Origin of the sequence: Halomonas cerina (assembly GCF_014192215.1) — a bacterium.
In the GTDB taxonomy this organism is placed as follows: Bacteria; Pseudomonadota; Gammaproteobacteria; order Pseudomonadales; family Halomonadaceae; genus Halomonas; species Halomonas cerina.
In genome coordinates this window covers 37,284-58,932 of record NZ_JACHXP010000022.1, presented here as the reverse complement: position 1 = coordinate 58,932, position 21,649 = coordinate 37,284, and the positions used below count along the sequence as shown (strand labels likewise).

27 protein-coding genes and 4 tRNA genes are annotated in these 21,649 nt (G+C 66.2%); 22 read left to right on the top strand and 9 right to left on the bottom strand.

Annotation, left to right across the window (positions count from 1 at the left end; translation table 11 throughout):
• Positions 1-161: 161 nt before the first annotated feature.
• The gene (locus FHR94_RS17105; RefSeq protein ID WP_183327520.1) at positions 162-605 is read right to left on the bottom strand and encodes a phasin family protein; all 444 of its coding nucleotides are present in this window, start codon (positions 603-605) and stop codon (positions 162-164) included.
• A 103-nt stretch (positions 606-708) separates the two neighbouring features.
• Positions 709-1,866, bottom strand: a complete 1,158-nt coding sequence (locus FHR94_RS17100; RefSeq protein WP_183327519.1) for an ATP-binding protein — start codon at positions 1,864-1,866, stop codon at positions 709-711.
• 197 nt (positions 1,867-2,063) lie between these two features.
• On the opposite strand from FHR94_RS17100, the gene FHR94_RS17095 reads away from it, so the two are divergent.
• The 3 genes from FHR94_RS17095 to FHR94_RS17085 are packed head-to-tail and all read left to right on the top strand — an operon-like array spanning position 2,064 to position 3,083.
• The gene (locus FHR94_RS17095) at positions 2,064-2,669 is read left to right on the top strand and encodes a transposase (RefSeq protein WP_183327517.1); all 606 of its coding nucleotides are present in this window, start codon (positions 2,064-2,066) and stop codon (positions 2,667-2,669) included.
• Positions 2,670-2,681: 12 nt separating this feature from the next.
• Positions 2,682-2,804 carry a type II toxin-antitoxin system RelE/ParE family toxin gene (locus FHR94_RS17090; protein WP_343064682.1) on the top strand — a complete coding sequence of 41 codons (123 nt, stop codon included), beginning with the start codon at positions 2,682-2,684 and terminating at the stop codon, positions 2,802-2,804.
• 15 nt (positions 2,805-2,819) lie between these two features.
• The gene (locus FHR94_RS17085) at positions 2,820-3,083 is read left to right on the top strand and encodes a HigA family addiction module antitoxin (protein WP_183327515.1); all 264 of its coding nucleotides are present in this window, start codon (positions 2,820-2,822) and stop codon (positions 3,081-3,083) included.
• 76 nt (positions 3,084-3,159) lie between these two features.
• Here the strand turns inward: FHR94_RS17085 and FHR94_RS17080 are convergent, their stop codons facing one another.
• Together FHR94_RS17080 and FHR94_RS17075 are read right to left on the bottom strand one after the other, a co-directional pair.
• The gene (locus FHR94_RS17080; RefSeq protein ID WP_183327512.1) at positions 3,160-3,414 is read right to left on the bottom strand and encodes a Txe/YoeB family addiction module toxin; all 255 of its coding nucleotides are present in this window, start codon (positions 3,412-3,414) and stop codon (positions 3,160-3,162) included.
• Positions 3,411-3,665 (bottom strand): type II toxin-antitoxin system Phd/YefM family antitoxin, encoded by a 255-nt coding sequence (locus tag FHR94_RS17075; RefSeq protein ID WP_183327510.1) that lies wholly within the window; start codon positions 3,663-3,665, stop codon positions 3,411-3,413. The genes FHR94_RS17080 and FHR94_RS17075 overlap by 4 nt, the downstream gene beginning before the upstream one ends.
• 119 nt (positions 3,666-3,784) lie before the next feature.
• Between FHR94_RS17075 and FHR94_RS20105 the strand changes: the two genes are divergently transcribed.
• Positions 3,785-4,240, top strand: a complete 456-nt coding sequence (locus FHR94_RS20105; protein ID WP_425485398.1) for a type II toxin-antitoxin system Phd/YefM family antitoxin — start codon at positions 3,785-3,787, stop codon at positions 4,238-4,240.
• Positions 4,237-4,500 carry a Txe/YoeB family addiction module toxin gene (locus FHR94_RS17065; RefSeq protein ID WP_183327508.1) on the top strand — a complete coding sequence of 88 codons (264 nt, stop codon included), beginning with the start codon at positions 4,237-4,239 and terminating at the stop codon, positions 4,498-4,500. Before FHR94_RS20105 ends, FHR94_RS17065 begins: the two co-directional genes overlap by 4 nt.
• A gap of 150 nt (positions 4,501-4,650) precedes the next feature.
• On the opposite strand, the gene FHR94_RS19895 is transcribed toward FHR94_RS17065, so the two are convergent.
• Positions 4,651-5,070, bottom strand: a complete 420-nt coding sequence (locus FHR94_RS19895) for a type IV pilin protein (protein WP_281376067.1) — start codon at positions 5,068-5,070, stop codon at positions 4,651-4,653.
• A gap of 302 nt (positions 5,071-5,372) precedes the next feature.
• On the opposite strand from FHR94_RS19895, the gene pilB reads away from it, so the two are divergent.
• From pilB to FHR94_RS17045, 3 genes are all read left to right on the top strand, one after another.
• Positions 5,373-7,169 (top strand): type IV-A pilus assembly ATPase PilB, encoded by a 1,797-nt coding sequence (gene pilB, locus FHR94_RS17055; RefSeq protein ID WP_183327507.1) that lies wholly within the window; start codon positions 5,373-5,375, stop codon positions 7,167-7,169.
• A 295-nt stretch (positions 7,170-7,464) separates the two neighbouring features.
• Positions 7,465-8,697 (top strand): type II secretion system F family protein, encoded by a 1,233-nt coding sequence (locus FHR94_RS17050; RefSeq protein ID WP_183327536.1) that lies wholly within the window; start codon positions 7,465-7,467, stop codon positions 8,695-8,697.
• Between the two features lie 175 nt (positions 8,698-8,872).
• Entirely contained in the window at positions 8,873-9,658 is a 786-nt protein-coding gene (locus tag FHR94_RS17045) for a ribonuclease H family protein (protein ID WP_183327505.1), read from the top strand.
• A gap of 81 nt (positions 9,659-9,739) precedes the next feature.
• Here the strand turns inward: FHR94_RS17045 and FHR94_RS17040 are convergent.
• A tRNA-Ala gene (locus tag FHR94_RS17040) sits at positions 9,740-9,815 on the bottom strand.
• A 236-nt stretch (positions 9,816-10,051) separates the two neighbouring features.
• Here FHR94_RS17040 and uvrY point away from each other — a divergent pair.
• The 8 genes from uvrY to nadB all read left to right on the top strand — a co-directional run bounded on the left by uvrY (position 10,052) and on the right by nadB (position 16,342).
• A complete protein-coding gene (uvrY, locus tag FHR94_RS17035; protein WP_183327503.1) occupies positions 10,052-10,702 on the top strand; it encodes a UvrY/SirA/GacA family response regulator transcription factor in 651 nt (216 codons plus the stop codon).
• A 76-nt stretch (positions 10,703-10,778) separates the two neighbouring features.
• The gene (gene uvrC, locus FHR94_RS17030) at positions 10,779-12,593 is read left to right on the top strand and encodes an excinuclease ABC subunit UvrC (protein WP_183327501.1); all 1,815 of its coding nucleotides are present in this window, start codon (positions 10,779-10,781) and stop codon (positions 12,591-12,593) included.
• Positions 12,594-12,660: 67 nt separating this feature from the next.
• Positions 12,661-13,209 (top strand): CDP-diacylglycerol--glycerol-3-phosphate 3-phosphatidyltransferase, encoded by a 549-nt coding sequence (gene pgsA, locus FHR94_RS17025; protein WP_183327499.1) that lies wholly within the window; start codon positions 12,661-12,663, stop codon positions 13,207-13,209.
• A 63-nt stretch (positions 13,210-13,272) separates the two neighbouring features.
• A tRNA-Gly gene (locus tag FHR94_RS17020) sits at positions 13,273-13,347 on the top strand.
• 27 nt (positions 13,348-13,374) lie between these two features.
• Positions 13,375-13,448: transfer RNA gene (locus FHR94_RS17015), tRNA-Cys, on the top strand.
• A gap of 33 nt (positions 13,449-13,481) precedes the next feature.
• Positions 13,482-13,568 (top strand) — tRNA-Leu (locus FHR94_RS17010).
• Positions 13,569-13,625: 57 nt separating this feature from the next.
• Positions 13,626-14,762: an FUSC family protein gene (locus FHR94_RS17005; RefSeq protein ID WP_183327497.1), complete on the top strand. Its 1,137-nt coding sequence runs from the start codon at positions 13,626-13,628 to the stop codon at positions 14,760-14,762.
• A complete protein-coding gene (gene nadB, locus FHR94_RS17000) occupies positions 14,762-16,342 on the top strand; it encodes an L-aspartate oxidase (protein WP_183327495.1) in 1,581 nt (526 codons plus the stop codon). The genes FHR94_RS17005 and nadB overlap by 1 nt, the downstream gene beginning before the upstream one ends.
• 10 nt (positions 16,343-16,352) lie before the next feature.
• Here the strand turns inward: nadB and FHR94_RS16995 are convergent, their stop codons facing one another.
• Both FHR94_RS16995 and FHR94_RS16990 read right to left on the bottom strand, forming a co-directional pair.
• Positions 16,353-16,751 carry a protein YgfX gene (locus tag FHR94_RS16995; RefSeq protein WP_183327493.1) on the bottom strand — a complete coding sequence of 133 codons (399 nt, stop codon included), beginning with the start codon at positions 16,749-16,751 and terminating at the stop codon, positions 16,353-16,355.
• Positions 16,711-17,004, bottom strand: a complete 294-nt coding sequence (locus FHR94_RS16990; protein WP_183327491.1) for an FAD assembly factor SdhE — start codon at positions 17,002-17,004, stop codon at positions 16,711-16,713. Before FHR94_RS16990 ends, FHR94_RS16995 begins: the two co-directional genes overlap by 41 nt.
• Positions 17,005-17,139: 135 nt before the next feature.
• Between FHR94_RS16990 and FHR94_RS16985 the strand changes: the two genes are divergently transcribed.
• The 3 genes from FHR94_RS16985 to lapB all read left to right on the top strand — a co-directional run bounded on the left by FHR94_RS16985 (position 17,140) and on the right by lapB (position 19,055).
• On the top strand, positions 17,140-17,502 hold the full coding sequence (locus FHR94_RS16985) for an integration host factor subunit beta (RefSeq protein WP_281376066.1): 363 nt from the start codon (positions 17,140-17,142) through the stop codon (positions 17,500-17,502).
• 61 nt (positions 17,503-17,563) lie between these two features.
• On the top strand, positions 17,564-17,869 hold the full coding sequence (locus tag FHR94_RS16980) for a lipopolysaccharide assembly protein LapA domain-containing protein (RefSeq protein ID WP_183327486.1): 306 nt from the start codon (positions 17,564-17,566) through the stop codon (positions 17,867-17,869).
• A gap of 1 nt (position 17,870) precedes the next feature.
• Positions 17,871-19,055 carry a lipopolysaccharide assembly protein LapB gene (gene lapB, locus FHR94_RS16975; RefSeq protein WP_183327485.1) on the top strand — a complete coding sequence of 395 codons (1,185 nt, stop codon included), beginning with the start codon at positions 17,871-17,873 and terminating at the stop codon, positions 19,053-19,055.
• A 53-nt stretch (positions 19,056-19,108) separates the two neighbouring features.
• Here lapB and pyrF read toward each other — a convergent pair whose 3' ends face one another.
• Positions 19,109-19,810 carry an orotidine-5'-phosphate decarboxylase gene (gene pyrF / locus FHR94_RS16970; protein WP_183327483.1) on the bottom strand — a complete coding sequence of 234 codons (702 nt, stop codon included), beginning with the start codon at positions 19,808-19,810 and terminating at the stop codon, positions 19,109-19,111.
• A 293-nt stretch (positions 19,811-20,103) separates the two neighbouring features.
• On the opposite strand from pyrF, the gene FHR94_RS16965 reads away from it, so the two are divergent.
• The 3 genes from FHR94_RS16965 to FHR94_RS16955 all read left to right on the top strand — a co-directional run bounded on the left by FHR94_RS16965 (position 20,104) and on the right by FHR94_RS16955 (position 21,593).
• Positions 20,104-20,382 (top strand): ComEA family DNA-binding protein, encoded by a 279-nt coding sequence (locus FHR94_RS16965; protein ID WP_183327481.1) that lies wholly within the window; start codon positions 20,104-20,106, stop codon positions 20,380-20,382.
• Between the two features lie 183 nt (positions 20,383-20,565).
• The gene (locus tag FHR94_RS16960) at positions 20,566-21,087 is read left to right on the top strand and encodes an FxsA family protein (protein ID WP_183327478.1); all 522 of its coding nucleotides are present in this window, start codon (positions 20,566-20,568) and stop codon (positions 21,085-21,087) included.
• Between the two features lie 212 nt (positions 21,088-21,299).
• Positions 21,300-21,593, top strand: coding sequence for a co-chaperone GroES (locus FHR94_RS16955; RefSeq protein ID WP_183327476.1), 294 nt, complete (start codon positions 21,300-21,302; stop codon positions 21,591-21,593).
• The last annotated feature ends 56 nt before the right edge of the window (positions 21,594-21,649 follow it).

The window sequence follows — 21,649 nt, the reverse complement described above, 5'->3', positions numbered from 1 at the left end:
GGGCGTGCAGGGAACTTTCACCCCCAAGTCATCCCGAGGCACCACCCTCGGGAACAGCGCCAGTCAGGCGCTGCGCGCCATGCCTGGCGCACCACTAAAAGGCCGCCGATCAGGGATCGGCGGCCTTGTGTCTTGCGTCAGCTGGCCCGCGGGCCCAAGGCTTACTTGGTCTTGGAGCTGGCGCTAGCGCTGGACTTGGAAGCCGTTTCCTTGGCTGCCGTGGTCGCGGTCTCGGTGGCCTGCTGGAGGCCTTCCTGAGCCTGCTGGACGCTGCCTTCGGTCAGCTTCTGGCTTTCCTGAACGAAGTCCTGCTGCAGGGCCACGACCTTTTCGGCATCCTCTTTCAGGCGCTCGGTCAGGTCCTTGGCTACCTGCTGCTGGCCTTCCACATAGGAACGCAGGCCCTCGGCATCCTTGACCTCCACCAGTTGGCGCAGCTGCGCCAGGTTGGCATCGGTATAGGCCTTGGCAGCGTCGAACTGGGCATTGACCAGCTTCTCGGTGACGTCGATGGACAGGGCGGCGAAGGCACGCGCCGGGCCGAACACGGACTCGAGCTGAGCGGTGTCAAACGGCTTGGCGTTGAAGGTAAAGGGGTTGGTCATGATGGGAACCTCCGGGTTCAAAATATGAGGGAGCGGGGTGAATCCCGCTCTGCTGCATTGCACACTAGCAGGGATTCTTGTGCAGTGCAACATGGGCCGCACATCAATTCGTGCCGGTCCCCGATTGCCACGAACCGCGCAACTGCAAGGCATCCCGGGCGCTGTCCTCCAGCCGATAGATGCCACGCTGTGGCTTCCATGCCAAGCCCTTCTCGCGCAGCCCCTCAAGGGTCTTCTGCACCCGGGACTGGCCGACGCGCTCCTCACCCAGGGCGGCGGCATAGGCCGCCAGCGACGCCTCAGCGAAGGGGGTGAAGCGCTCACCGTCCTCGAGCATCTGCCACAGCAGGTGGCGCGCCAGCGGCGTCAACAGGTCGAACTCCGCCAGGATATCGTTAAGTCGGGCCTCTACCACGCGCTCGGCCCGGGCCAGCAGGCGCTCATCCGGCGCCAGTTCCTGAAGGTCGTCGGCGAACACCGCCCCCTGCGCCGCCTCACGCAGCATCTCGGGCCGATAGCCCACGCGCTCGAAGGCTTTGCTGACCGCCTGCTCCGTGTAGTGCTGATCCGGCGACAGCAGGGCGTTGACCCAGGCGGTATAGGCCCGGGCGAAGTCGGCACCGAGATACGGGAAAGGGGTCACGGTGGCACCGAAGAAGGCCTGGTTGCGGTTCAGGACCAGATGCGCCAGCTTGTCGCGAGACGAGCCGGTGCAGACCAGGAACAGCCGCATATCGGCGCCGGCGTTGTTGATCTGATCCCGCGCCGACTTCAGCGCATGCAGGGCTTTCACTCCCTCTTCGCTGACGGAGGCCTGCTGGGCCTCGTCGATCACCAGCACGATCGGCCGATCGGCCAGTCGAAACAGGGTATCCACCAGGTCGACCAGCGGTGACTCGGCCGAGGCATCGCCTTCCAGTTCCAGGAACACGGCCCGCAACACCCCGATGCGCACGGCCCGGGCCCGCTTGACCAGGGTTTCCAGCGCGCTTCGATGGCGATCGAGCGCACCGATCAGGGCACGGCGAATCAGCTCGGCGGGATCGGCCTGCTGATCACTCCATAGGTCGACATACACCGGCTCCCAGCCGCGGGCAACACATTCCGGCAAGAAGTCCTCGGTCAAGAAGAAGGTCTTGCCGGTGCGCCGCGGCGCGGCCAGGAACAGCCCCGACCCGGCATCCAGCAACCCGACGCCCTGCAGGGCGTCGCACAGCTGGCGAGCGAGCGCCGGGCGGCAGAAAATGAAGCGCTGGGTCATGGATTACCCTTGTTTATCTATGCTTAGTGTAAATTACACCCAGTATAGATAATTCAGGATAGTGCGCCAATGCTGACACTTGGCAAATCGGGGACAGGCACCGATTGTGCTTGCCTCTCCTGTCGCCTTTCTCCTACAGGAGGCAAGGCGAGCGGCGGCTAGGCTGAACCTATCGAGCGCCTTCAGGAGATACGCCCATGGCTCGCCAGGCGCGCCTGCTGTTGCCGGAAACCCCGCTGCACCTGATCCAGCGTGGCAATAACCGCAGCGTCTGCTTCGCCGGCGATGATGACTGTCGAAGCTACCTGGAGCTGCTGGGAGGGATCAGCGCGATGATGAAGCGCCTGGGCCAGCGCTATGCCCAGCGCTTCAATCGCCTCTATCGTCGTACCGGCACCCTCTTCGAGGGGCGCTTCCGCTCCTGCCTGGTGGCCGAAACGCCCTACCTGCTCGCCTGCCACACCTATATCGAACTGAACCCGGTTCGGGCCGGCATGGTGGCGCACCCCGGCGAGTACCGCTGGTCCAGCTATCGCGTCAATGCCCAGGGCGACGCCGATCCTCTCGTGACGCCCCACCCCACGATGGCGGCCCTCGGTGCGACCCACGAGCAGCGTTGCCATCGCTACCGGGAACTTTTTCGCCACCAGTTCGCCCCTGGCATGGTCGGCCCGATCCGCCAGACCACCCACAGCGGCCTAGTGCTGGGTAGCGAGCGCTTCCAGCACCAGGTCGCCGAGCTGCTGGGCCGACGCACCACCCTCGGCAAGCCCGGCCGCAAACCCCGGCGCCGCGACAGCTGAACGCTGAAACATGTGGAGGCATTAAGAGGCGAGCGAGAGGGTCAGTACAGCATCCGCATCAACGACCAATGGCGCCTATGCTTCCGTTTCATGGATGGAGATGCCCATGAGGTGGAGATTGTCGATTACCACTGAGGGGGAGAGCAGCCCATGTCTGACAAATTACCGAATATCCATCCTGGCGAAATCCTTCAGGAGGAATTCCTCGAACCCATGGGGCTGAGCAAGAATGCCTTGGCCAAGGCGATCGGCGTATCCGTCACCCGCATCAGCCAGATCACACTGGGCCGTCGGCGCATCACCGGCGACACGGACCTGCGACTATCCCGCTACTTCGGGACCAGCGAGGGCTATTGGCTGCGGCTGCAAAACGCCTACGACCTGGAAGAAGCCCGCCGGAACCTGGCCGCATGACATCACGGGGGTTACGGGGGGTATTGGGGTCTGTCCTCGATTAGCCCGTGTCCCCGATTAGCCCGATTAGCCGGCGTCAGTAATGATACCGGCATTGAACGACGACCACCGCACGGTCGGTCACCTTGTAGACGAGTCGATGTGTCCGATCGATGCGTCGTGACCAGTAACCCGACCAGTTATGCTTGAGCGGCTCGGGGGACCCCGAGCCAGAAAAGGGCTGACGCTGGATATCCTTGATGAGCGTATTGATGCGCTTGAGCGTCTTCTTGTCGCGAGCCTGCCAGTATAGATAGTCCTCCCAGGCCTGGCTTGCCCAGGTCAGCATCATGACTCGATCAGCCCGTGCTCCTCGCCATTGCCTTGCTCGACCTCGGCGATGGCCTGGTGCAGTCGCTCGGCATTGCGCGGGCTGGCCATCAGGTAGGCCGTCTCTTCATAGGACTTGAAGTCCTCCACGGACATCACGATGGCCGGCTTGCCGTTCTGACGGGTGATCAACACAGGCACATGGTCATCGTTGACCTTGTCGAGCACCTTGGCCAAGTGGCTCCGGAAGTTTGAATAGCTGATGGTTTCCATGGCATCACCCCAGTATGCGTCGCAAGCACTCTCATTGTACGTATTACTGTACAAATATGCCAGCACGGTGCGGCAAATCGGGGCCAGGCATCGATTGGCCTGTCACGTCCCACCCCACGATGGCAGCCCTCGGCGCGACCCACGAGCAGCGTTGCCATCGCTACCGGGAACTTTTTCGCCACCAGCTCGCCCCCGGCATGGTCGACCCGATCCGCCAGACCACCCCCAGCGGCCTGATGCTCGAGGCTGCCATTGGGGTCTGTCCCCGATTGCCAAAAGCGTACGGCATAACGTACTATTCGACGCAGGTATCACCCGAGGAGGGCTTCCCCATGTCCACCATCACCGCCAGCGAAGCCCGTGCCAATCTTTACCGGCTGATCGACGAGGCTGCTGAATCGCATCAGCCGCTACTGATCACCGGCAAGCGCAACAAGGCCGTGCTGATTGCCGAGGAAGACTGGCAGGCGATCCAGGAGACCCTGTTTCTGCTCTCGGTCCCCGGCATGCGTGAATCGATTCGTGAGGGCATGGACACGCCTATCGAGGAATGCGATGAGGCGCTGGACTGGTGAGCTGGCGCCTGGTCTACACGAAACAGGCGCAGCAGGATGCCAGAAAGCTGGCCTCCAGCGGCCTCAAGCCGAAGGCGCAGGAGTTGTTGGCGCTGCTTGAGGAAAACCCTTACCAGACCCCGCCTCCTTACGAGAAGCTGATAGGCGACCTCGCCGGCGCCTACTCCCGCCGCATCAATATCCAGCACCGGCTGGTCTACCAGGTGCTGGATGAGGAGAAGACCGTCAAGGTGCTGCGACTCTGGAGTCACTACGAATAGCCAATCGTCGACAAGGGGCCGCAAGCCTCGGCGTCGCGAAGATTGACGCCCTGATAATAGAAAACGGCCGGCAAAGGCCGACCGTCTTCGTTAATTGGGGTCTGTCCCCGATTAGCTTCGTCCCCGATTAGCTTCGGGGTCCATCCCCGATTAGCCCGCAGTCTTTTCAACCACCGAAGCAGTTTGCACAGTTACTGTATATGCTTGTGAACTCGCATTAGAGGAGGGCGTAACCTCAAAAGTGCTAGTCAGTTCAGTCGGTTCACCACCAGTGGTATAAGTACATGCTCCATCCGAAGGAAAAGTTGGGACTGTTGTACTATCATCATCGTCCATCAGTGCTGCTGCTGCACTTGTAGCATATGCTTTTGCTTCTGCTTGACATGCCTTTTCGGCAGCACCTGTCCGATACTGGTTGTACTGCGGAATCGCCACCGCCGCCAACACCCCAATAATCGCCACCACGATCAGCAGTTCGATCAGGGTGAAACCGCCTTGGCCCCCCGGCCCGCCCTGCATCTTGCTCATGTGCTTCATGCCTTGCCTCTTCTGTCCTGTCATTTCGGTCATGGGTCGTCCCCTTGCGTCCACTTCGCCTGGCGCGGGTGCGCGGTCGCACCGCGATCCGTCGGTGGCACCCAGACGGTTTCGTGCCCACCTTGGCAGTTACAATAAATTACGCCCTGCAACCCCGCAAGCGAATTAGCGAGAAAAATCGTCATGCTCTTGCGCTAGGTCATACTTGGGCATGACACCATCCTGGTCAAGCCAGGGCCGAAGGTCGCATGGCTCACGCTGGGCGCGGGCGGTGGGGAGGGGGTAGAATCACCAGCCAGGACCCCGACGGACGACTGACTGCCCTGCGAGGCGCCATGAACGACTATCGCCCCCCCGCGCAAGAGACGCCGCCCACCCACGCCGCCGGTGGTGGTGAATCGCCGTTGGCCGGCGCGGCCGACCGGCGCGGCCGGCGGGGCCTCACCCGGCGCCTGGTGGCGGAGGGGCTGCTGAGCGAGGCGGCGGCGACCCGGGCCGAACTGGAGGCCCGCCAGGCCGAGATTTCGCTGATGCGTCACGTGATCGAGACCGGCATGGTGCCGGCCCGCCAGGCGACCCTGGCCGCGGCCCGGGAGTATGGCCTGCCGGTCATCGACCTGGACGCCCTGCGCCTGGAGAGCCTGCCGCCGGCCAAGGAGTTTCCCGAGAAGATCCTGCGCCAGCTGGGGGTGCTGCCGCTGACCCGCTACGGGCATCGCCTGACCGTGGCGGTGCCCTACCCCTCCACCCTGGCCCAGCTGGACGAGCTGCAGTTCGCCACCGGCCTCACGCCGGAGGGGGTGCTGGCCCCGGTGGACCAGCTCGGCCCGGTGCTCGAGAGCTACCTCACCCACGGCGAGCGGCATGCGCTCGAGGAGATGGCGGGCATCGACGACGCCGTGGGTCAGCTAGAGATCGACGAGGGGGTGGTGGACGCCGATGACGACCAGGCCGTGGCCGCCGCCGGCGACGACGCGCCGATCGTCAAGTTCGTCAACAAGATCCTGCTCGACGCCATCCGCCGCGGCGCCTCGGACATCCACTTCGAGCCCTACGAGACCAGCTACCGGGTGCGCTTTCGCATCGACGGCATCCTGCACGACGTGGCCCATCCGCCCTTCGCCATGCGCACCCGCATCGCCGCGCGCCTGAAGGTGATGTCGCGGCTCGACATCTCGGAGCGGCGCCTGCCCCAGGACGGCGCCATCAAGCTCAAGGTCTCCAGCGCCCGCTCCATCGACTTTCGTGTTAATACCCTGCCCACCGTCTACGGCGAGAAGGTGGTGCTGCGGATCCTCGATCCGGCCTCGGCGCAGCTGGGCATCGAGCAGCTGGGCTTTACCCCGGCGCAGAAGGCCATGTACGAGAGCGTGCTCGACGACCCCCAGGGCATGATCCTGGTCACCGGCCCCACCGGCAGCGGCAAGACGGTGACCCTCTATACCGGCATCAATTTGCTCAACCAGGTGGAGCGCAATATCTGCACCGCCGAGGACCCGGTAGAGATCAAGGTACCGGGGGTCAACCAGGTGAACGTGCTGCCCAAGATCGGGCTCGACTTCGCCAGCGCCCTGCGGGCCTTCCTGCGCCAGGACCCCGACGTGGTGATGGTCGGCGAGATCCGCGACCTGGAGACCGCCGAGATCGCCGTGAAGGCCTCCCAGACCGGCCACCTGGTGCTCTCTACCGTGCACACCAACTCGGCGGCCGAGACCCTGACCCGCCTGGCCAACATGGGGGTGGCGCCGTTCAATATCGCCAGCTCCGTGAGCCTGATCATCGCCCAGCGCCTGGCGCGACGGCTGTGCCGTCACTGCCGCCAGCCGGCGGAGATCCCCCGGGAGGCGCTGCTCAAGCAGGGCTTCACCGAGGCGGAGGTCGACAGCGCCACCATCTTCGAGCCGGTGGGCTGCAAGCACTGCACCCAGGGTTACAAGGGCCGAGTGGGCATCTACGAAGTGGTACCGATCTCGGATGCCATGAGCCAGCTGATCATGACCGAAGGCAACGCCCGAGACTTCGACCGCCAGGCCCGCGAGGAAGGCCACCCCGACCTGCGCCGCAGCGGGCTTTTGAAGGTGATGCAGGGGCAGACCAGCTTGTCCGAGGTCAATCGGGTGACGAAGGATTGAACAGCGCCCAGCGCCCAGCGCCCAGCGCCCAGCGCCCAGCGCCCAGCGCCCAGCGCCCAGCGCCCAGCGCCCAGCGCCCAGCGCCCAGGTAGCGTGAGGATCCGAGGTCCGGGAAGCAAGGGGCAAGGGCCGAGGGCTGAGAAGCAAGGGACAAGGGACAAGGGACAAGGGGCAAGGGGCAAGATGAAAGAGGCAAGGGGCAAGGATGTGGGAGTGGGGTTTCCTTGGCCCTAGGCCCTTGCACCTGGGCCCTTTTAGCCCTGGGCCCTGACAAACAGGAGCTTGAAGAATGAACATGGCGACAAAGCCCATGCAGAAACCTCAGAAGATCAAGCTCTACCGCTGGCGCTGGACGGGCAAGGGCCCGCAGGGGCGCAAGGTCAGCGGCGAGGTCATCGCGGCCCGCCGCTCGGAGGTCGAGCATGAGCTGGCCGGCCAGCGGATCATGGTCAACCGCATCCGCCGCAAGAGCGGGATCGGCGGTGGCATGGGCAAGATCAAGCCGCGCGATATCATGCTCTTCGCCCGCCAGATGGCGACCATGATCCGCGCCGGGATCCCGGTGCTGCAGGCCTTCCAGGTGGTGGCCGAGAGCCTGAAGAAACCGGCCATGCGCGCCTTGGTGCAGGAGCTGATGAACGATGTCTCGTCCGGGTCGAGCTTCTCGGAGGCGCTGCGCCGCCACCCGCTGCATTTCGACCGGCTGTTCGCCAACATGGTCGAGGCCGGCGAGCAGTCCGGCTCCCTCGACAACATGCTCGAGCGGGTGGCCAGCTACAAGGAGAAGATCGAGTCGCTCAAGAGCCGGGTCAAGAAGGCGCTGTGGTACCCGGCGGCGGTGATCTCGGTAGGGTTCGCCGTCACCGCGCTGCTGCTGGTCAAGGTGGTGCCGCAGTTCGAGAGCATGTTCCAGGGCTTCGGGGCCGAGCTGCCGGCGATGACCCAGATGACCATCGCACTGTCGGAATTCGCCCAGGCCTACTGGCTGTGGGGCGTGATCGGGGTGGTCGCCGCCGTATGGCTGGTGCGTGCCGGCATGCGCCGCTCCGAGCTCTTCGCCTACCGCATGCATGCCCTGGCGCTGCGCCTGCCGGTGCTCGGCGATATCCTCGACAAGTCCTCGGTGGCCCGCTACTCGCGCACCCTGGCCACCACCTTCGGCGCCGGGGTGCCGCTGATCGAGGCGCTGCAGACCGCCGAAGGCGCCTCGGGCAACAAGGTCTACGAGCGCGCCATCGCCCAGATCCGCGAGGACGTGGCGGCCGGCCAGCAGCTGCACTTCTCCATGCGCCTCACCGAGAAGTTTCCGGCCCTGGCGGTGCAGATGGTGGGCATCGGCGAGGAGGCCGGCTCGCTGGACGCAATGCTCAACCGGGTGGCGGACTACTACGAGGAGGAGGTCGACAACAAGGTCGATACCCTTACCTCGCTGCTCGAGCCCTTGATCATCGTGGTGCTGGGGGTGCTGGTCGGCGGCCTGGTGGTCTCGATGTATCTGCCGATCTTCGAGCTGGGCAGTGTGATGTAGCGCCCAGCGCCCAGCGCCCAGCGCCCAGCGCCCAGCGCCCAGCGCCCAGCGCCCAGCGCCCAGCGCCCAGCGCCCAGCGCCCAGCGCCCAGGTAGCGTGAGGGGCCGAGGAGCAAGGGGCAAGGCCCCGGCCACTATTATGATTCGTTGAACATTACCGCCACGGAGCGCACTGCATGGCAGCAAGGAAAGGCCCCAAGTTCTATGTCGTTTGGGTGGGACGGCAGACCGGTATCTTCACCACCTGGGAGGCGTGTAACCGCCAGGTGAAGGGCTACCCCCAGGCGCGTTACAAGTCCTTCGCCTCCCGGGACGACGCCGAAGCCGCCTTCGCGAAAGGCCCAGGCGGCGTCGCGCCCACTAAGCCGGCGAAGGCATCGAGCGGCGCGACGCGTCGGAAGAAGGCGCCAGCTCAGGACAGCTCTACCCTGCCGGGCAAGGCCTTCGACACGGAGATCTACTGCGACGGGGCCTGTGAGCCCAATCCTGGCGATGCCGGCTCGGGCATGGCCATCTACCGCCACGGCACCCTCGCCGAGCTCTGGTATGGGCTCCACAATCCCAGGGGGACCAACAACACCGCCGAGTTGAACGCCTTTCTGCAGGCGCTGCAGGTGGCCAAGGAAGAGATCACGCAAGGGGCGTCCGTGCGGATTCACTGCGATTCCACTTACACCATCAACGCCATCACCAAGTGGGCCAGCGGGTGGAAGAAGCGTGGCTGGAAGAAGGCCGATGGCGAGGCGATCAAGAACCCGGAGATCATCCAGCCGACGCATGCGCTGTACGAGCGCCTTAAATCGGCGGTGACCATCGCTCACGTCAAGGGCCATGCCGGGGTGGAAGGCAATGAGTTGGCCGACCGCATGGCGATGTATGGCGCCGACCGGCAGGAACGCGAGTTCTGCCGCTACCCCGGCGGCTATACGGTGGCGGACATTCTCAAGCTGCGACGCGGGTAAGGGCACACGCGGGTGAAAGGCGTCACCACGAAAAAAGCCGCCTGACGATGTTCGCCGGGCGGCTTTTTCTGTGAAAGCTGTTGGTGGAGCCTAGCGGGATCGAACCGCTGACCTCAACACTGCCAGTGTTGCGCTCTCCCAGCTGAGCTAAGGCCCCACGCCGTCTCGCCGTTGCTTCCTTGCGAGAACGAGGCGTACTCTACCGACCCGATTGATGGGCGTCAACCCTCTAGGGAAAGATGCATATCAGGTACAATAACGAATTCCACTTAGGAAAAAGTTATGGCACTATCTAGGTGCCATGTGACAGACAGCTGCCCCGAGGGCCTCGTCATCGACCCGTGTCCAGGTACCGGCTAGCAATGGATTTTCACCGTTTTCAGGAGTGCTGCCTTGATCAGGGTTCTCGTCGCCGATGACCACCACCTCGTCAGGACCAGCATTGCCCACCTGCTGGATGCCGAGCCGGATATCAGCGTGTGCGGTGAAGCCGCGGATGGCGAGAAGGCCATCACCCAGTCCCGCACGCTCAAGCCCGATGTGGTGCTGATGGACATTCGCATGCCCGGCATCGGCGGGCTGGAGGCGACCCGCAAGATCAGCCGCTATTCCGACGACATCCGTATCCTGGTGCTCACCGCCTTCCTCGAGGATGCCTTCGCCCAGCGCCTCCTCGAGGCCGGCGCCCATGGCTTCATCAGCAAGGGATGCCGGCATGACGAGATGGTCGAGGCGATCCGCAAGGTCTTCAGTGGTCAGCGCTATATCAGTCCCGAGATCGCCCAACGCTTGGTGCTCTCCCGCCTTGACTCCCACGACAATCCCTTCGACCAGCTTTCCCAGCGGGAGCTGCAGGTGGCGATGATGATCGTCAATTGCCAGAAGGTGGCCGATATCGCCGATCGCATGTTCCTGAGCCCCAAGACCGTCAACACCTACCGCTACCGCATCTTCGAGAAGCTCGGGACGCGCTCCGACGTGGAGCTGACTCACCTGGGCATCCGCCACGGCCTGGTGGACGGCTTCCCGAAGAGCGGCGACTAGGGCCATAGCCGGGCGGCACGATCTGGTAGACTCACCCGTATCACTTCACTGCATCGCCTGCCCGGCACACTGCACCATGAGCTTCGATTCCCGTCACTTCCTCGCCACCGTCAGCGAGGCCCCCGGGGTCTACCGCATGCTGGACGAGCAGGGCGAGACCCTCTACGTGGGCAAGGCCCGTCGCCTCAAGGCACGCCTGGCCAGCTACTTCCGTGGCGCCCTCAATGCCAAGACCCAGGCGCTGGTTGCGCGCATCGCCGATATCCAGGTCACCGTGACCAACAGCGAGACCGAGGCGCTGCTCCTGGAGCAGACCCTGATCAAGGAGCAGCGCCCGCCCTATAACATCCTGCTGCGTGACGACAAGTCCTACCCCTACATCTTCGTGACCGACCGCCATCCCTTCCCGGCACTGGAATACAAGCGCGCCCGCAGCCGTCATGACGATGGCCGCTACCTTGGGCCCTATCCGAGCAGCGGCGCGGTGCGCGAGAGCCTGTCGCTGATGCAGAAGATCTTTCGCATCCGCAACTGCGAGGACAGTGTCTTCGCCCACCGCACCCGCCCTTGCCTGCAGTACCAGATCCGGCGCTGCAGTGCGCCCTGCGTGGGCTATATCGGCGAGGCGGACTATCGCCGCGATCTGGAACACGCGGTGCAGTGCCTCGAGGGCGAGAGCGAGCAGGTGACCGGGGAGCTGAGCGAGGCGATGGAGGCCGCGAGCCAGGCGCTGGATTTCGAGGAGGCGGCCCGGCTGCGCGACCAGATCCAGCACCTGCGCCAGCTTCAGCAGCGCCAGTTCGTCGATACCGGCGGCGGCGATGCCGATGTCTTCGCCCTGGCCAGCCGCCCCGGGGCGCTGTGCATCTCGGTGTTGACGGTGCGCCAGGGGCGCCTGCTGGGCGCCCGTCACCATGGCCCTGCCAACGGGCTCGATCTGGGACCCGAGGCGCTGCTCGGCGATTTCATCAGCCAGTTCTACCTGGGCCAGGCCCGCGAGATTCCCGCCGAGGTGATCACCAGCCATGCCGTGCCCGATGCCGAGCTGATCGCCCGCGCCCTGGCCGAGCGGGCCGGCCGGCGTGTGCGGCTCACCGACCAGGTGCGGGGTCACCGGGCCCAGTGGCGGGAGCTCGCCCGCACCAATGCCGAACAACAGCTCGCCGGCCAGCTGGCCGACCAGAACCAGCTGGCGCGCCGCTTCGAGGCCCTGCGCGAGGCGCTGGCGCTGGACGCCCCCCCGCGGCGCCTGGAGTGCTTCGATATCAGCCACAGCCACGGCGAGGCCACCGTGGCCTCCTGCGTGGTGTTCGACGAGAACGGGCCGCGCAAGGCCGACTATCGCCGCTTCAATATCGAGGGCGTGGCCGCCGGCGATGACTATGCCGCCATGCGCCAGGCGCTGACCCGCCGCTTCCGCCACCTGGCGGAGGGCCAGGGCGAGCGGCCGGACATCCTGGTCGTCGACGGCGGCAAGGGCCAGCTGAACATGGCCCGCGAGGTCTTCGCCGACCTCGGGGTGACCGGCGTGCACCTGCTGGGCGTGGCCAAGGGCAGCACCCGCAAGGCCGGCCTGGAGACGCTGTTCCTGGAAAGCGTCGACCGCACCCTGGACCTGGACACTACCTCCCCGGCGCTGCACCTGATCCAGCATCTCCGCGACGAATCCCACCGCTTCGCCATCGCCGGCCACCGGGCCCGGCGCGACAAGGCGCGGCGCACCTCGACCCTGCAGGATATCCCCGGCGTCGGCCCGCGCCGACGCCGCGAGCTGCTGCGCTTCTTCGGCGGCCTTAAGGGCGTGCGCGAGGCCAGCCGCGAGGAGCTCGCACGGGTTCCCGGCATCAGCACCACCCTCGCCGAGACGATTCATCGCGCCCTGCATGGATGAGCACGACCAAGCTGGATAGAATGGAGTCCCCTACGGCTTACCCCCTCAGGCAAGGACCGCGGCTTCGATGAACATACCCAATCTCCTGACCCTGGCCAGAATCCTCTCCATCCCGCTGCTGGTGGTGCTGTTCTATCTGCCCTTCTCCTGGAGCATGCCACTGGCCGCGGCGCTGTTCGCGCTGGCTTCGGTGACGGACTGGCTGGATGGCTACCTGGCCCGCCGCTGGGACCAGTCCACCCCCTTCGGGACCTTCCTCGACCCGGTGGCCGACAAGCTGATGGTGGCCGTGGCCCTGGCGCTGCTCATCGAGCGCTACGACGCCAGCTGGCTGACACTGCCGGCGCTGGTGATCATCGGCCGCGAGATCGTCATCTCGGCGCTGCGCGAGTGGATGGCCGAGATGGGCAAGCGCGGTGCAATCGCGGTCTCGTGGCTCGGCAAGCTCAAGACCACCCTACAGATGGTGGCCCTGCTGCTGCTGCTGGCCTTCGCCCCCGGCACGCCGATCGCCTGGCTGGGCGTGGCCACCCTCTACGCCGCCGCCGTGCTGACGCTGTGGTCGATGATCGAATACCTGCGCGCCGCCTGGCCGCACCTGAGCCGCTCGATGTGATCAGCGTTCAAGAAAAGCGGTTGACAGTCACCCACTTATCCGTATAATTCGCTCTCGAGTCAGGCGGGAATAGCTCAGTGGTAGAGCATCGCCTTGCCAAGGCGAGGGTCGCGAGTTCGAATCTCGTTTCCCGCTCCATTCCCCACGAATGGCATGACTCATCGAGGCTGGATGGCAGAGTGGTTATGCAGCGGACTGCAACTCCGTGTACGCCGGTTCGATTCCGACTCCAGCCTCCATCATTCCTGATCCTACCCGCTCGAACCCGTGCCGCCCGGATGGCGAAATTGGTAGACGCAAGGGACTTAAAATCCCTCGGTGGCAACACCGTGCCGGTTCGAGCCCGGCTCCGGGCACCAGCGCATCGGCTCCTCTCACGGCAAGCTTCGAGCCTGACCTAGACCGGGGCGTCGCCCATGATCCTCTCGCGCCTGCGCGATCCCTACTTCACCCATCGCCATCGACGCAAGTTGCATGTGCTGCGCGTGGGGATCGCCCTGTGCGTGACCTTCGGCATCGTCCAGCTGTTCGCCATCCAGCATGGCGGCTGGGCGCTGGTCAGCACCGTCATGGTGATGGGCAACCTGCCACATATCGGCGGGGTCCTCGACAAGGGCCGCCAACGCCTGCTCGGCACCCTGCTCGGCGCCGGCGGGGGCCTGCTGCTGATCCTCACGCCCCTGTCCGCCGGCGCGGTATCCCTTGGCGCCTTGATCGGTATCGCCGCCGCCACCTGGTTGACCTTCGGCAAGCGGCACGGCTACAGCGGCCTGATGTTCGCCATCAGCCTGCTGCTGGTGATCGGTGACGGCACCCACGACCTCGACATCGCCCTGTGGCGCAGCTTCGATGTGCTGCTCGGCACCCTGGTGGGGATCGCGGTCACGGTGCTGCTGATGCCCCAGAAGGCCACCGACATCATGCGCTTCATGCTGGCCGATAACCTGGATCGCATGGCCCGCCTCTATCATGCGCACACCTCGGCCACCGCCGCCCCGGACATCGATGCCCGCGCCCTGCTCAAGGCCACCAGTGGGCTGCTGGTCAAGCAGCGCGGCCTGGTCGACGCCATCCACCGGGAGCACCGCCTCACGCGCAGCGAGTTGGACGACTCGATCTCCCTGCAGCGGCGCATGCTGTCGACCATCGAGCTGCTGCTGGAAACCCACTGGACTACCCGCGCCGGCCATGAGCGCATCGACGCCATGGTCGGGCTGCGCGACCAGCAGCATGCCCTGGCCCGGGACATCGGCACCCTGGCCTTCCAGGTCCGCACCGGCCAGCCCATCGAGGTGGCCATCACCCCCTTCGAGCTGCAGCGTCACGCCGCCCTGGCCAGCGATGCCCACGCCGAGGACGGCAGGACCCTGTTCAGCCCCAGCGGGTATCTGTGGCTCAATCGTGAGCTGGCCCGACTGACCAGCGAGCTCGTGCAGCGCCTGGGCGGGCTCGAGCGGCTGCCTAGTAGACGCCTGCGCAAGCGCGCCCCGGCCCACGGCCTGGCCGCGGCCAACGGGCCACCGGCCCCCCAACCGACGAGGAAAGGCAGTTGATGGACGACAGCACGCATGACGTTCTGATCATCGGCGGCGGGGTCGCCGGGCTGGTCCTGGCCCTCGAGCTCGCCGACCACCGACGCGTCACGCTGCTGAGGCCGTCCAGTGACGACCAGGGTGCCAGCCGCTGGGCCCAGGGCGGCATCGCCGCGGTGCTCTCGCCCGCCGATGACATCGAGGCCCATGTCGCCGATACCTTGGTGGCCGGCGACGGGCTGTGCGACGAGCGGACCGTGCGCTTCACCGTGGAGCACGGCCCCGAGGCCATCACCTGGCTGTTGTCGCTGGGCGTGCCCTTCACCCCCGACCCGGACCCCGACGCCGGCTACCCTTATCACCTGACCCGGGAAGGCGGCCACGGAGCGCGGCGCATCATCCATGTCGATGACGCCACCGGCCGCGCCGTGGTCGAGACCCTGATCCGCCATGTCGAGGCGCATCCGGCCATCACGTTGCGCTCGGACCTCACCGCCCTCACCCTGATCGGCGATATTAACGGCCACTGCCGCGGGGCGCGCTGCCTGGATGAGACCGGTGGGCTGCAGGCGCTGCTGGCCGCGGACACGGTGCTCGCCACCGGGGGGGCCAGTGGCCTCTATCGCCATACCACCAGCCCCCACCCGGCCAGCGGCGAGGGCATGCTGATGGCGGCCGAGCTGGGCGCCGAACTGATGAACCTGGAGTTCCAGCAGTTCCATCCGACCTGCCTGTTCGACCCCGATGGCCCGCCCTTTTTGATCAGTGAGGCGGTGCGTGGCGAAGGCGGCCTGCTGCTCAACGCTCATGGCGAGCGCTTCATGCCGGCCATCGACTCCCGGGCGGAACTCGCCCCGCGGGACATCGTGGCACGCGCCATCGACGCCGAGATGCAGCGTACCGGCACGGACCATGTGCTGCTCGACATTCGCCACCTCGGTGACGCCGCGATTCGCCACCACTTTCCGACCATCCAGGCGCATTGTGCCAGCCGCGGGCTGGACATCACCCGCGCCCCGATCCCGGTGGTGCCGGCGGCCCACTACAGCTGCGGCGGCGTGGCGACCGACCTGACCGGTGCCACGACGGTGCCCGGGCTTCACGCCGTCGGTGAGGTCGCCTGTACCGGCCTGCACGGCGCCAACCGCATGGCCAGCAACTCGCTGCTGGAGTGCCTGGTCTTCGCCCGCAGCTGCGCGGCCGATCTGCGCACGCCCCGGCCGGCCGCCACCGCGGCCCTCCTCCCCTGGCCGCATGGCGCCACACGCCTCCCTCAGGAGGAGATCGCCCGGCTCGGGGCCGCCATGCGCCAGGTGATGAGCGCCCGGGTCGCCATCGTCCGCTACGATGAGGGGCTCGACGAGGCCGCCACGACCCTGGCCAGACTCAGCGACGATCTCGCGCCCCGGATCGCCAGCGCCGCACCGGACGTGGCGCTGACCAGCCTGTGGCAGGCTCTGCGCCTGGCCCGACTCACCGTGGCCTGCGCCCGGGCGCGGCGTGAGTCGCGCGGCCTGCACCACAACCCCGACTGCCCACACCACGGCGATGCCGTCCCCCGTCCCTCGCGTATCCACCTGGGCGATCTCGGCCGCGAATGAGCGGGGCCGATCAGGGCATGTGAACCAGCGCCCGTCGCAGGGCGCGTCGAGATGCCGCATCGCTGCTGTCCGGCCACACCCACAGGCGCCGGCCATCGAGCCGGAGCCCGACCAGCCAGGGCCCCAGGTAGTCGCAGCTCAGCCGAACCTCTTGCCAGTTTCTCTCGCGCCCCTCGCGCCAGGCCCAGCACGTGCGCCCACCGATCTGGGGCGTAAGGCGCAGTTCGCCTCGCCTCTGACGGCGCCCCCAGCCGGGCAGCAGGCTGGCCAGCAGGAGCCCGCCCGGCAGCGCGAACCAGAACGGCGCCGCCCACAGCAGTACGCCGCCCAGGATCAGGACCACCAGGCCATGCAGGGCCAGGGCCAGTCTAGACGGGGCGATGGGCAGCGTTGTCGGGAGACTCGGCATGCTCGACGATCATCTGCACGATACGCCGCCGGGTGGGCTCCTCGGGCCACTCGCGACGCATCAGCCAGGCGAACAGATCCTGATCCTCCTCGTCGATCAATGCCCGGTAGGCGGCCTGATCCGCCGCGTCGAGCCGGTCGTAGCGCTGCTCGAGGAAGGGAATCAGCAGCAGGTCCAGTTCCCACATGCCACGGCGGGAGTGCCAGTAGAGGCGCTTGCGCAGGGCGGCGTCCGGGGATGCATCGTCGTTCAAGGTCGGCCTCGTCGGTCGTGTGAATGTGGCGCCAGTATACGCCAGCCCGGCGATCGCTGGCAGCCCACCCCACCGTGACTGGCAAAGCGCTCGACTAAAGGTCGTAGTGCGTTGTTTTATCGGGAGTTACACAGTATGCTTAACGAAAACAACACAGGCCGGGTGCGCGTAGACCCCGCCAGGACCGCACGGAGAGAGCCGATGACCAAATCAGAACTGATCGAGCAGATCGCCACGCGACAGCCCGAGCTGTCGGTAAAGGAAGTCGAAGCCGCGGTGCGCCTGATCCTCGATGACATCACCGATACCCTCGCCGACGGCGGTCGTGTCGAGATCCGCGGCTTCGGTAGCTTCTCGCTGCACTACCGCGAGCCCCGGGTCGGCCGCAACCCCAAGACCGGCGAACCGGTCGCGCTCGACGGCAAGTTCGTGCCACACTTCAAGCCTGGCAAGGAGCTGCGCGAACAGGTGGATGCCAGCCGCGCACTCGGCTACTGACAGGCGTCGGCCACGCCGGCATTCGACTCCTCTACCTCACCTTCGACACGGGAAAAAGCACATGCGTTGGCTCAAAGGCCTGATCCTGGCCATCATCCTGCTGGCGGTGCTGCTGATCGGCATCCTCTTCGCCGTCAACAACCAGCAGGCCATGCCCCTCAACCTGATCTGGATCGAGCTGCCGCCGGCATCGCTCTCCGTCTGGCTGCTGGCCTCCCTGGTGGCCGGCGTGTTGCTCGGCATGCTGGCCATGAGCGGTATCTACCTGCGCCTGCGCGCGCTGCTCACCCGCGCCCAACGCCACAACCAGCAACAGCGCAAGGAACTCGACAAGCTGCGCATTCAGGAGATGAAGGAACTCCCCTAAAATGCCCGATCTTCTGCTGCTGGCCCTGTTGTTGGCAGCGGTCGCCATCGGTTGGTGGCTGGGCCGCCGCGAACGGCAAGGCGCCGACCCCGCCACCCAGCCCCCCACCCTGGCCAAGGACTATTTCGTCGGCCTCAACTACCTGCTCAACGAGCAGCAGGATCAGGCCATCGAGACCTTCATCGGCGCCCTCGAGGTCAACAGCGACACCATCGACACCCATATCGCCCTGGGCAATCTCTTCCGCTCGCGCGGTGAGGCCGACCGGGCGGTGAAGGTCCACCAGAACCTGCTGGCACGCCCGACCCTCACCGACCACCAGGGGGACCGGGTACAGCTGGAGCTCTCCCGGGACTTCCTCCATCTGGGGCTGCTCGACCGTGCCGAACGCTTGCTGCAGGGACTGGTCCGCGATAGCCAGGATGACGCGCTGCGCCAGTCGGCCAAGCGACTGCTGGTCGATCTCCTGGAACGCGAAGGAGAATGGCAGGCGGCCCTCGACGTGGCCACCCCCCAGTTGGTCAAGCAGCACGAAGACATCGCCCGAGCCGCCGCCCACTGGTTCTGCGAGCTGGCGGCCCGGGAGCGCCAGTCGGCCAGCCCCACGCTGGCGCGGCGTCACCTCAAGCAGGCGCTGGCCACCGATCCGCGCTGCGTGCGGGCCAACCTGCTGCTGGCCGAGATGGAGCTCGACACCGCCCGCTACCGGCAGGCCATCCGCCTGCTCAGGCGCATTCCCGACCAGGACCCGGCCTTCACGCCGACCATGCTCGAGCCGCTCGCCCGCGCCTATCGCCTGTTGGACGACGAACCGGGGCTGATCGACTGCCTCCATGAACTACTGGATACCGCCCCCTCCATCGACGTGACCCTGCTGCTGGCCGAGACACTACGCCACCAGCACGGCACTCCTCAGACCGCCCAGGCGCTGGTCAGCGAGCAGCTCGACCGCCAGGTCAGCCTGGCCGGGATCGACTACCTGCTGACCCTCTACCAACAGACCTCGGCGGAGACGGCCAAGGAGCGCTTCGCGCTCCTGCAACGTCATGCCCGCACCCTGCTCCAGGCCCAGCCCGCTCACCGCTGCCGCCGCTGTGGCTTCACCGGTGACCAGCTGCACTGGCGCTGCCCGCGCTGTCGCAGCTGGGGCACCATCAAGCCGATCAGCGGCTTCCCGGCCGAGTAGCCGCCTCTTCCTGCCATCAGGCACCGACATACGAGCCCGCGCGCAGGGCTGGATCAGCCAAGGCCCAGCTCCGCCTCGATGCGGTCCAGCGCCTCCATCGGCTCCTCGGCCCGGGTCACCGGACGTCCCACCACCAGGTGCGTGCTGCCCGCGGCCATGGCCGCGGCGGGGGTCATCACGCGCCGCTGATCGCCGGTGGCGGCGAAGGCCGGCCGGATGCCGGGCGTCACCTTAAGGAAGGCCTCCCCGCACAGCTCGCCCAGGCGGCCGGCCTCCTGGGCCGAGCAGACCACCCCGTCCATGCCGCTGTCGCGGGCCAGCATCGCCAACCGCTCGACCTGCTCGGCCGGCGAGGCCATCACGCCCACCTCGGCCAGGTCCTCGGCCTCCAGGCTGGTCAGCACCGTCACCGCGATGAGTCGGGTATCGAGGCCATGGCGCTCCAGGCGCTCACGGGCCGCTTCCATCATCCGCCGCCCTCCCGAGGCATGCACATTGACCATCCACACGCCCTGCTCGGCCGCGGCCTGGACGGCCCCGGCCACGGTATTGGGAATATCATGGAACTTGAGGTCCAGGAACACCTCGAAGCCGCGCCCGTGCAGGGCCTCAAGCACGTCGGGGCCGCTGCGGGTGAACAGCTCCTTGCCGACCTTGAGGCGACACCGCGCCGGATCGAGGCGGTCGGCCATGCACAGGGCGGCATCCAGGGAGGCATAGTCGAGGGCGATGATCAGCGGGGACTCGGGCAACACGGGCAGGCTCCTGGCGGAATGGAGGGACACGGGCAGTATACCAGCCACGGACGCCGGCGCATGCGACGACGGCGTGCAATTATATCAGCGATGGCTTACATGACCCTGCGGCAATCCATGACAGGCGAAGGGCCGGTTGGGAACTAGCGTTAGATCAGGCAGGTGAATGAGTTATCTCATCCTTGCCTCGACCAGGGCAATCGCAGCTGAACATGACGAGGGGCGCCGACGGATCAGTCCCAGTCTAGATGCAATAGCCCTGCGGTCTCGACGTCACGACACGGAGAAACACCATGAAAAATGCCATCAAGGGAACCCTGCTGGCGGCCGCCCTCGGGCTCGCGCTGGGCACCGCGCCCCTCACCCTGGCCCAGGAGCTGGCGCCGATCAACGTCAACACGGCCGATGCCGTACTGCTGGCCGAACTGCCGGGCATCGGCACCAGCAAGGCCAGTGCCATCATCGAGGACCGCGAGGCCAACGGGGCCTTTAAGAGCGCCGAGGACCTGACCCGGGTCAGCGGCATCGGCGAGGTGACCGTCGAAGGCCTCGCCGACCAGGTCACCTTCTGAGACTGGCCCGTGACTCCCGGCCCGAGGCGGCCGGGAGTTTCCACGGGATCGGCCCCCTGCCCGCCACCGCACGCCCTTCCCCTCGGCGACGACATCATGTCCTCGCGCCCACAAGATCCCTCCTGCCCTTGATTTCAGCGCTCTTGCCCCCACTCCTTGGTCATCCGCTACCCTGGAGTCATCATGCCCTTTCTCGTCATCTTCAGTCTCTTCGCCCTCCTCGACTTCGTCATCCTCTTCTCCGTGGGCAGCCAGATCGGTTTGCTCACCACCCTGGTCCTGGTCCTGGCCACCGGCGTCATCGGCCTGCACCTGATCCGCCGCGAGGGGGTGGCCACCTTCGCCCGTGCTCAGGAGCGCATGGCCCAGGGTGAGCTCCCCTCGAGCGAGCTGCTCACCGGGGCGGCCCTGATCTTCGGCGGCGCCCTGCTGATGGCCCCTGGTTTTCTCTCCGATGCCCTGGGCTTCATGTGCCTGATCCCCAATGCCCGCCGCCTGCTCGGCAAGTGGCTGGGCTGGCTCGGCCTCCGCCTGCAGGGCCTGCACACCCGAACGGACCGGTACCGCCCCCGGCAGGGGACGGATGCCGACTGGCAGCAGGCCAGCAGCGAAACGCCGCACGATGACGCCTCGAACGCCGATCGCCAGGCCCAAGGCCAGCCGCTGGAGGGCGAGTTCATTTCCCGTGACGAGCGTCGCGGCTGACAGGCGAAAAAATTTTTCGACCGGGCCTTGAAAGCCCAGCCCCGGGCCCCACTTATCCGACGTCAGCAACAGGATCCGGCACCCGGCTCGACCGGTTGCCATCGACAAGGAAGGCGCGCTGCGCCTCCACCCCGCGAGAGGACTTGCGGGTCGATGATGAAACCCGCCGGGGCAAGGCCTCGGCACAGCAAACCATCAGGAGAACGTGAGCAATGAACATCCGTCCCTTGCACGATCGCGTCGTCATCCGTCGCGTTGAAGAAGAGCAGAAGACAGCAGGCGGCATCGTGCTTCCGGGCAACGCCCAGGAAAAGCCGACTCGTGGCGAGGTGCTCGCCGTCGGTAACGGCCGGATTCTGGAAAGCGGTGATGTCCGTCCGCTGGACGTCAAGGTCGGTGACACCGTGATCTTCAAGGAAGGCTTCGGCGTCGAGAAGCAGAAGATCGACGGCGAGGAAGTCCTGATCATGAGCGAATCCGACATCCTGGCCGTCGTCGAAGGCTAAACCGCGACACGCCCCCGTTCGATTCTGACGTTCACGAACTCACAGGAAGCAAACGA

Coding starts and splice junctions, on each gene's coding strand:
- FHR94_RS17085 (WP_183327515.1), top strand. CDS start 2,820: ATGTCTGACAAATTACCGAATATCCATCCTGGCGAAATCCTTCAGGAG.
- FHR94_RS17045 (WP_183327505.1), top strand. CDS start 8,873: ATGGCAGCAAGGAAAGGCCCCAAGTTCTATGTCGTTTGGGTGGGACGG.
- FHR94_RS16960 (WP_183327478.1), top strand. CDS start 20,566: ATGCCCTTTCTCGTCATCTTCAGTCTCTTCGCCCTCCTCGACTTCGTC.
- FHR94_RS17050 (WP_183327536.1), top strand. CDS start 7,465: ATGGCGACAAAGCCCATGCAGAAACCTCAGAAGATCAAGCTCTACCGC.
- FHR94_RS16980 (WP_183327486.1), top strand. CDS start 17,564: ATGCGTTGGCTCAAAGGCCTGATCCTGGCCATCATCCTGCTGGCGGTG.
- uvrC (WP_183327501.1), top strand. CDS start 10,779: ATGAGCTTCGATTCCCGTCACTTCCTCGCCACCGTCAGCGAGGCCCCC.
- nadB (WP_183327495.1), top strand. CDS start 14,762: ATGGACGACAGCACGCATGACGTTCTGATCATCGGCGGCGGGGTCGCC.
- FHR94_RS17005 (WP_183327497.1), top strand. CDS start 13,626: ATGATCCTCTCGCGCCTGCGCGATCCCTACTTCACCCATCGCCATCGA.
- pgsA (WP_183327499.1), top strand. CDS start 12,661: ATGAACATACCCAATCTCCTGACCCTGGCCAGAATCCTCTCCATCCCG.
- FHR94_RS17105 (WP_183327520.1), bottom strand. CDS start 605: ATGACCAACCCCTTTACCTTCAACGCCAAGCCGTTTGACACCGCTCAG.
- FHR94_RS16985 (WP_281376066.1), top strand. CDS start 17,140: ATGCTTAACGAAAACAACACAGGCCGGGTGCGCGTAGACCCCGCCAGG.
- lapB (WP_183327485.1), top strand. CDS start 17,871: ATGCCCGATCTTCTGCTGCTGGCCCTGTTGTTGGCAGCGGTCGCCATC.
- FHR94_RS20105 (WP_425485398.1), top strand. CDS start 3,785: ATGGCAGCCCTCGGCGCGACCCACGAGCAGCGTTGCCATCGCTACCGG.
- FHR94_RS17095 (WP_183327517.1), top strand. CDS start 2,064: ATGGCTCGCCAGGCGCGCCTGCTGTTGCCGGAAACCCCGCTGCACCTG.
- pilB (WP_183327507.1), top strand. CDS start 5,373: ATGAACGACTATCGCCCCCCCGCGCAAGAGACGCCGCCCACCCACGCC.
- FHR94_RS17080 (WP_183327512.1), bottom strand. CDS start 3,414: ATGATGCTGACCTGGGCAAGCCAGGCCTGGGAGGACTATCTATACTGG.
- FHR94_RS16955 (WP_183327476.1), top strand. CDS start 21,300: ATGAACATCCGTCCCTTGCACGATCGCGTCGTCATCCGTCGCGTTGAA.
- FHR94_RS19895 (WP_281376067.1), bottom strand. CDS start 5,070: ATGACCGAAATGACAGGACAGAAGAGGCAAGGCATGAAGCACATGAGC.
- FHR94_RS16995 (WP_183327493.1), bottom strand. CDS start 16,751: ATGCCGAGTCTCCCGACAACGCTGCCCATCGCCCCGTCTAGACTGGCC.
- FHR94_RS16965 (WP_183327481.1), top strand. CDS start 20,104: ATGAAAAATGCCATCAAGGGAACCCTGCTGGCGGCCGCCCTCGGGCTC.
- FHR94_RS17075 (WP_183327510.1), bottom strand. CDS start 3,665: ATGGAAACCATCAGCTATTCAAACTTCCGGAGCCACTTGGCCAAGGTG.
- FHR94_RS17100 (WP_183327519.1), bottom strand. CDS start 1,866: ATGACCCAGCGCTTCATTTTCTGCCGCCCGGCGCTCGCTCGCCAGCTG.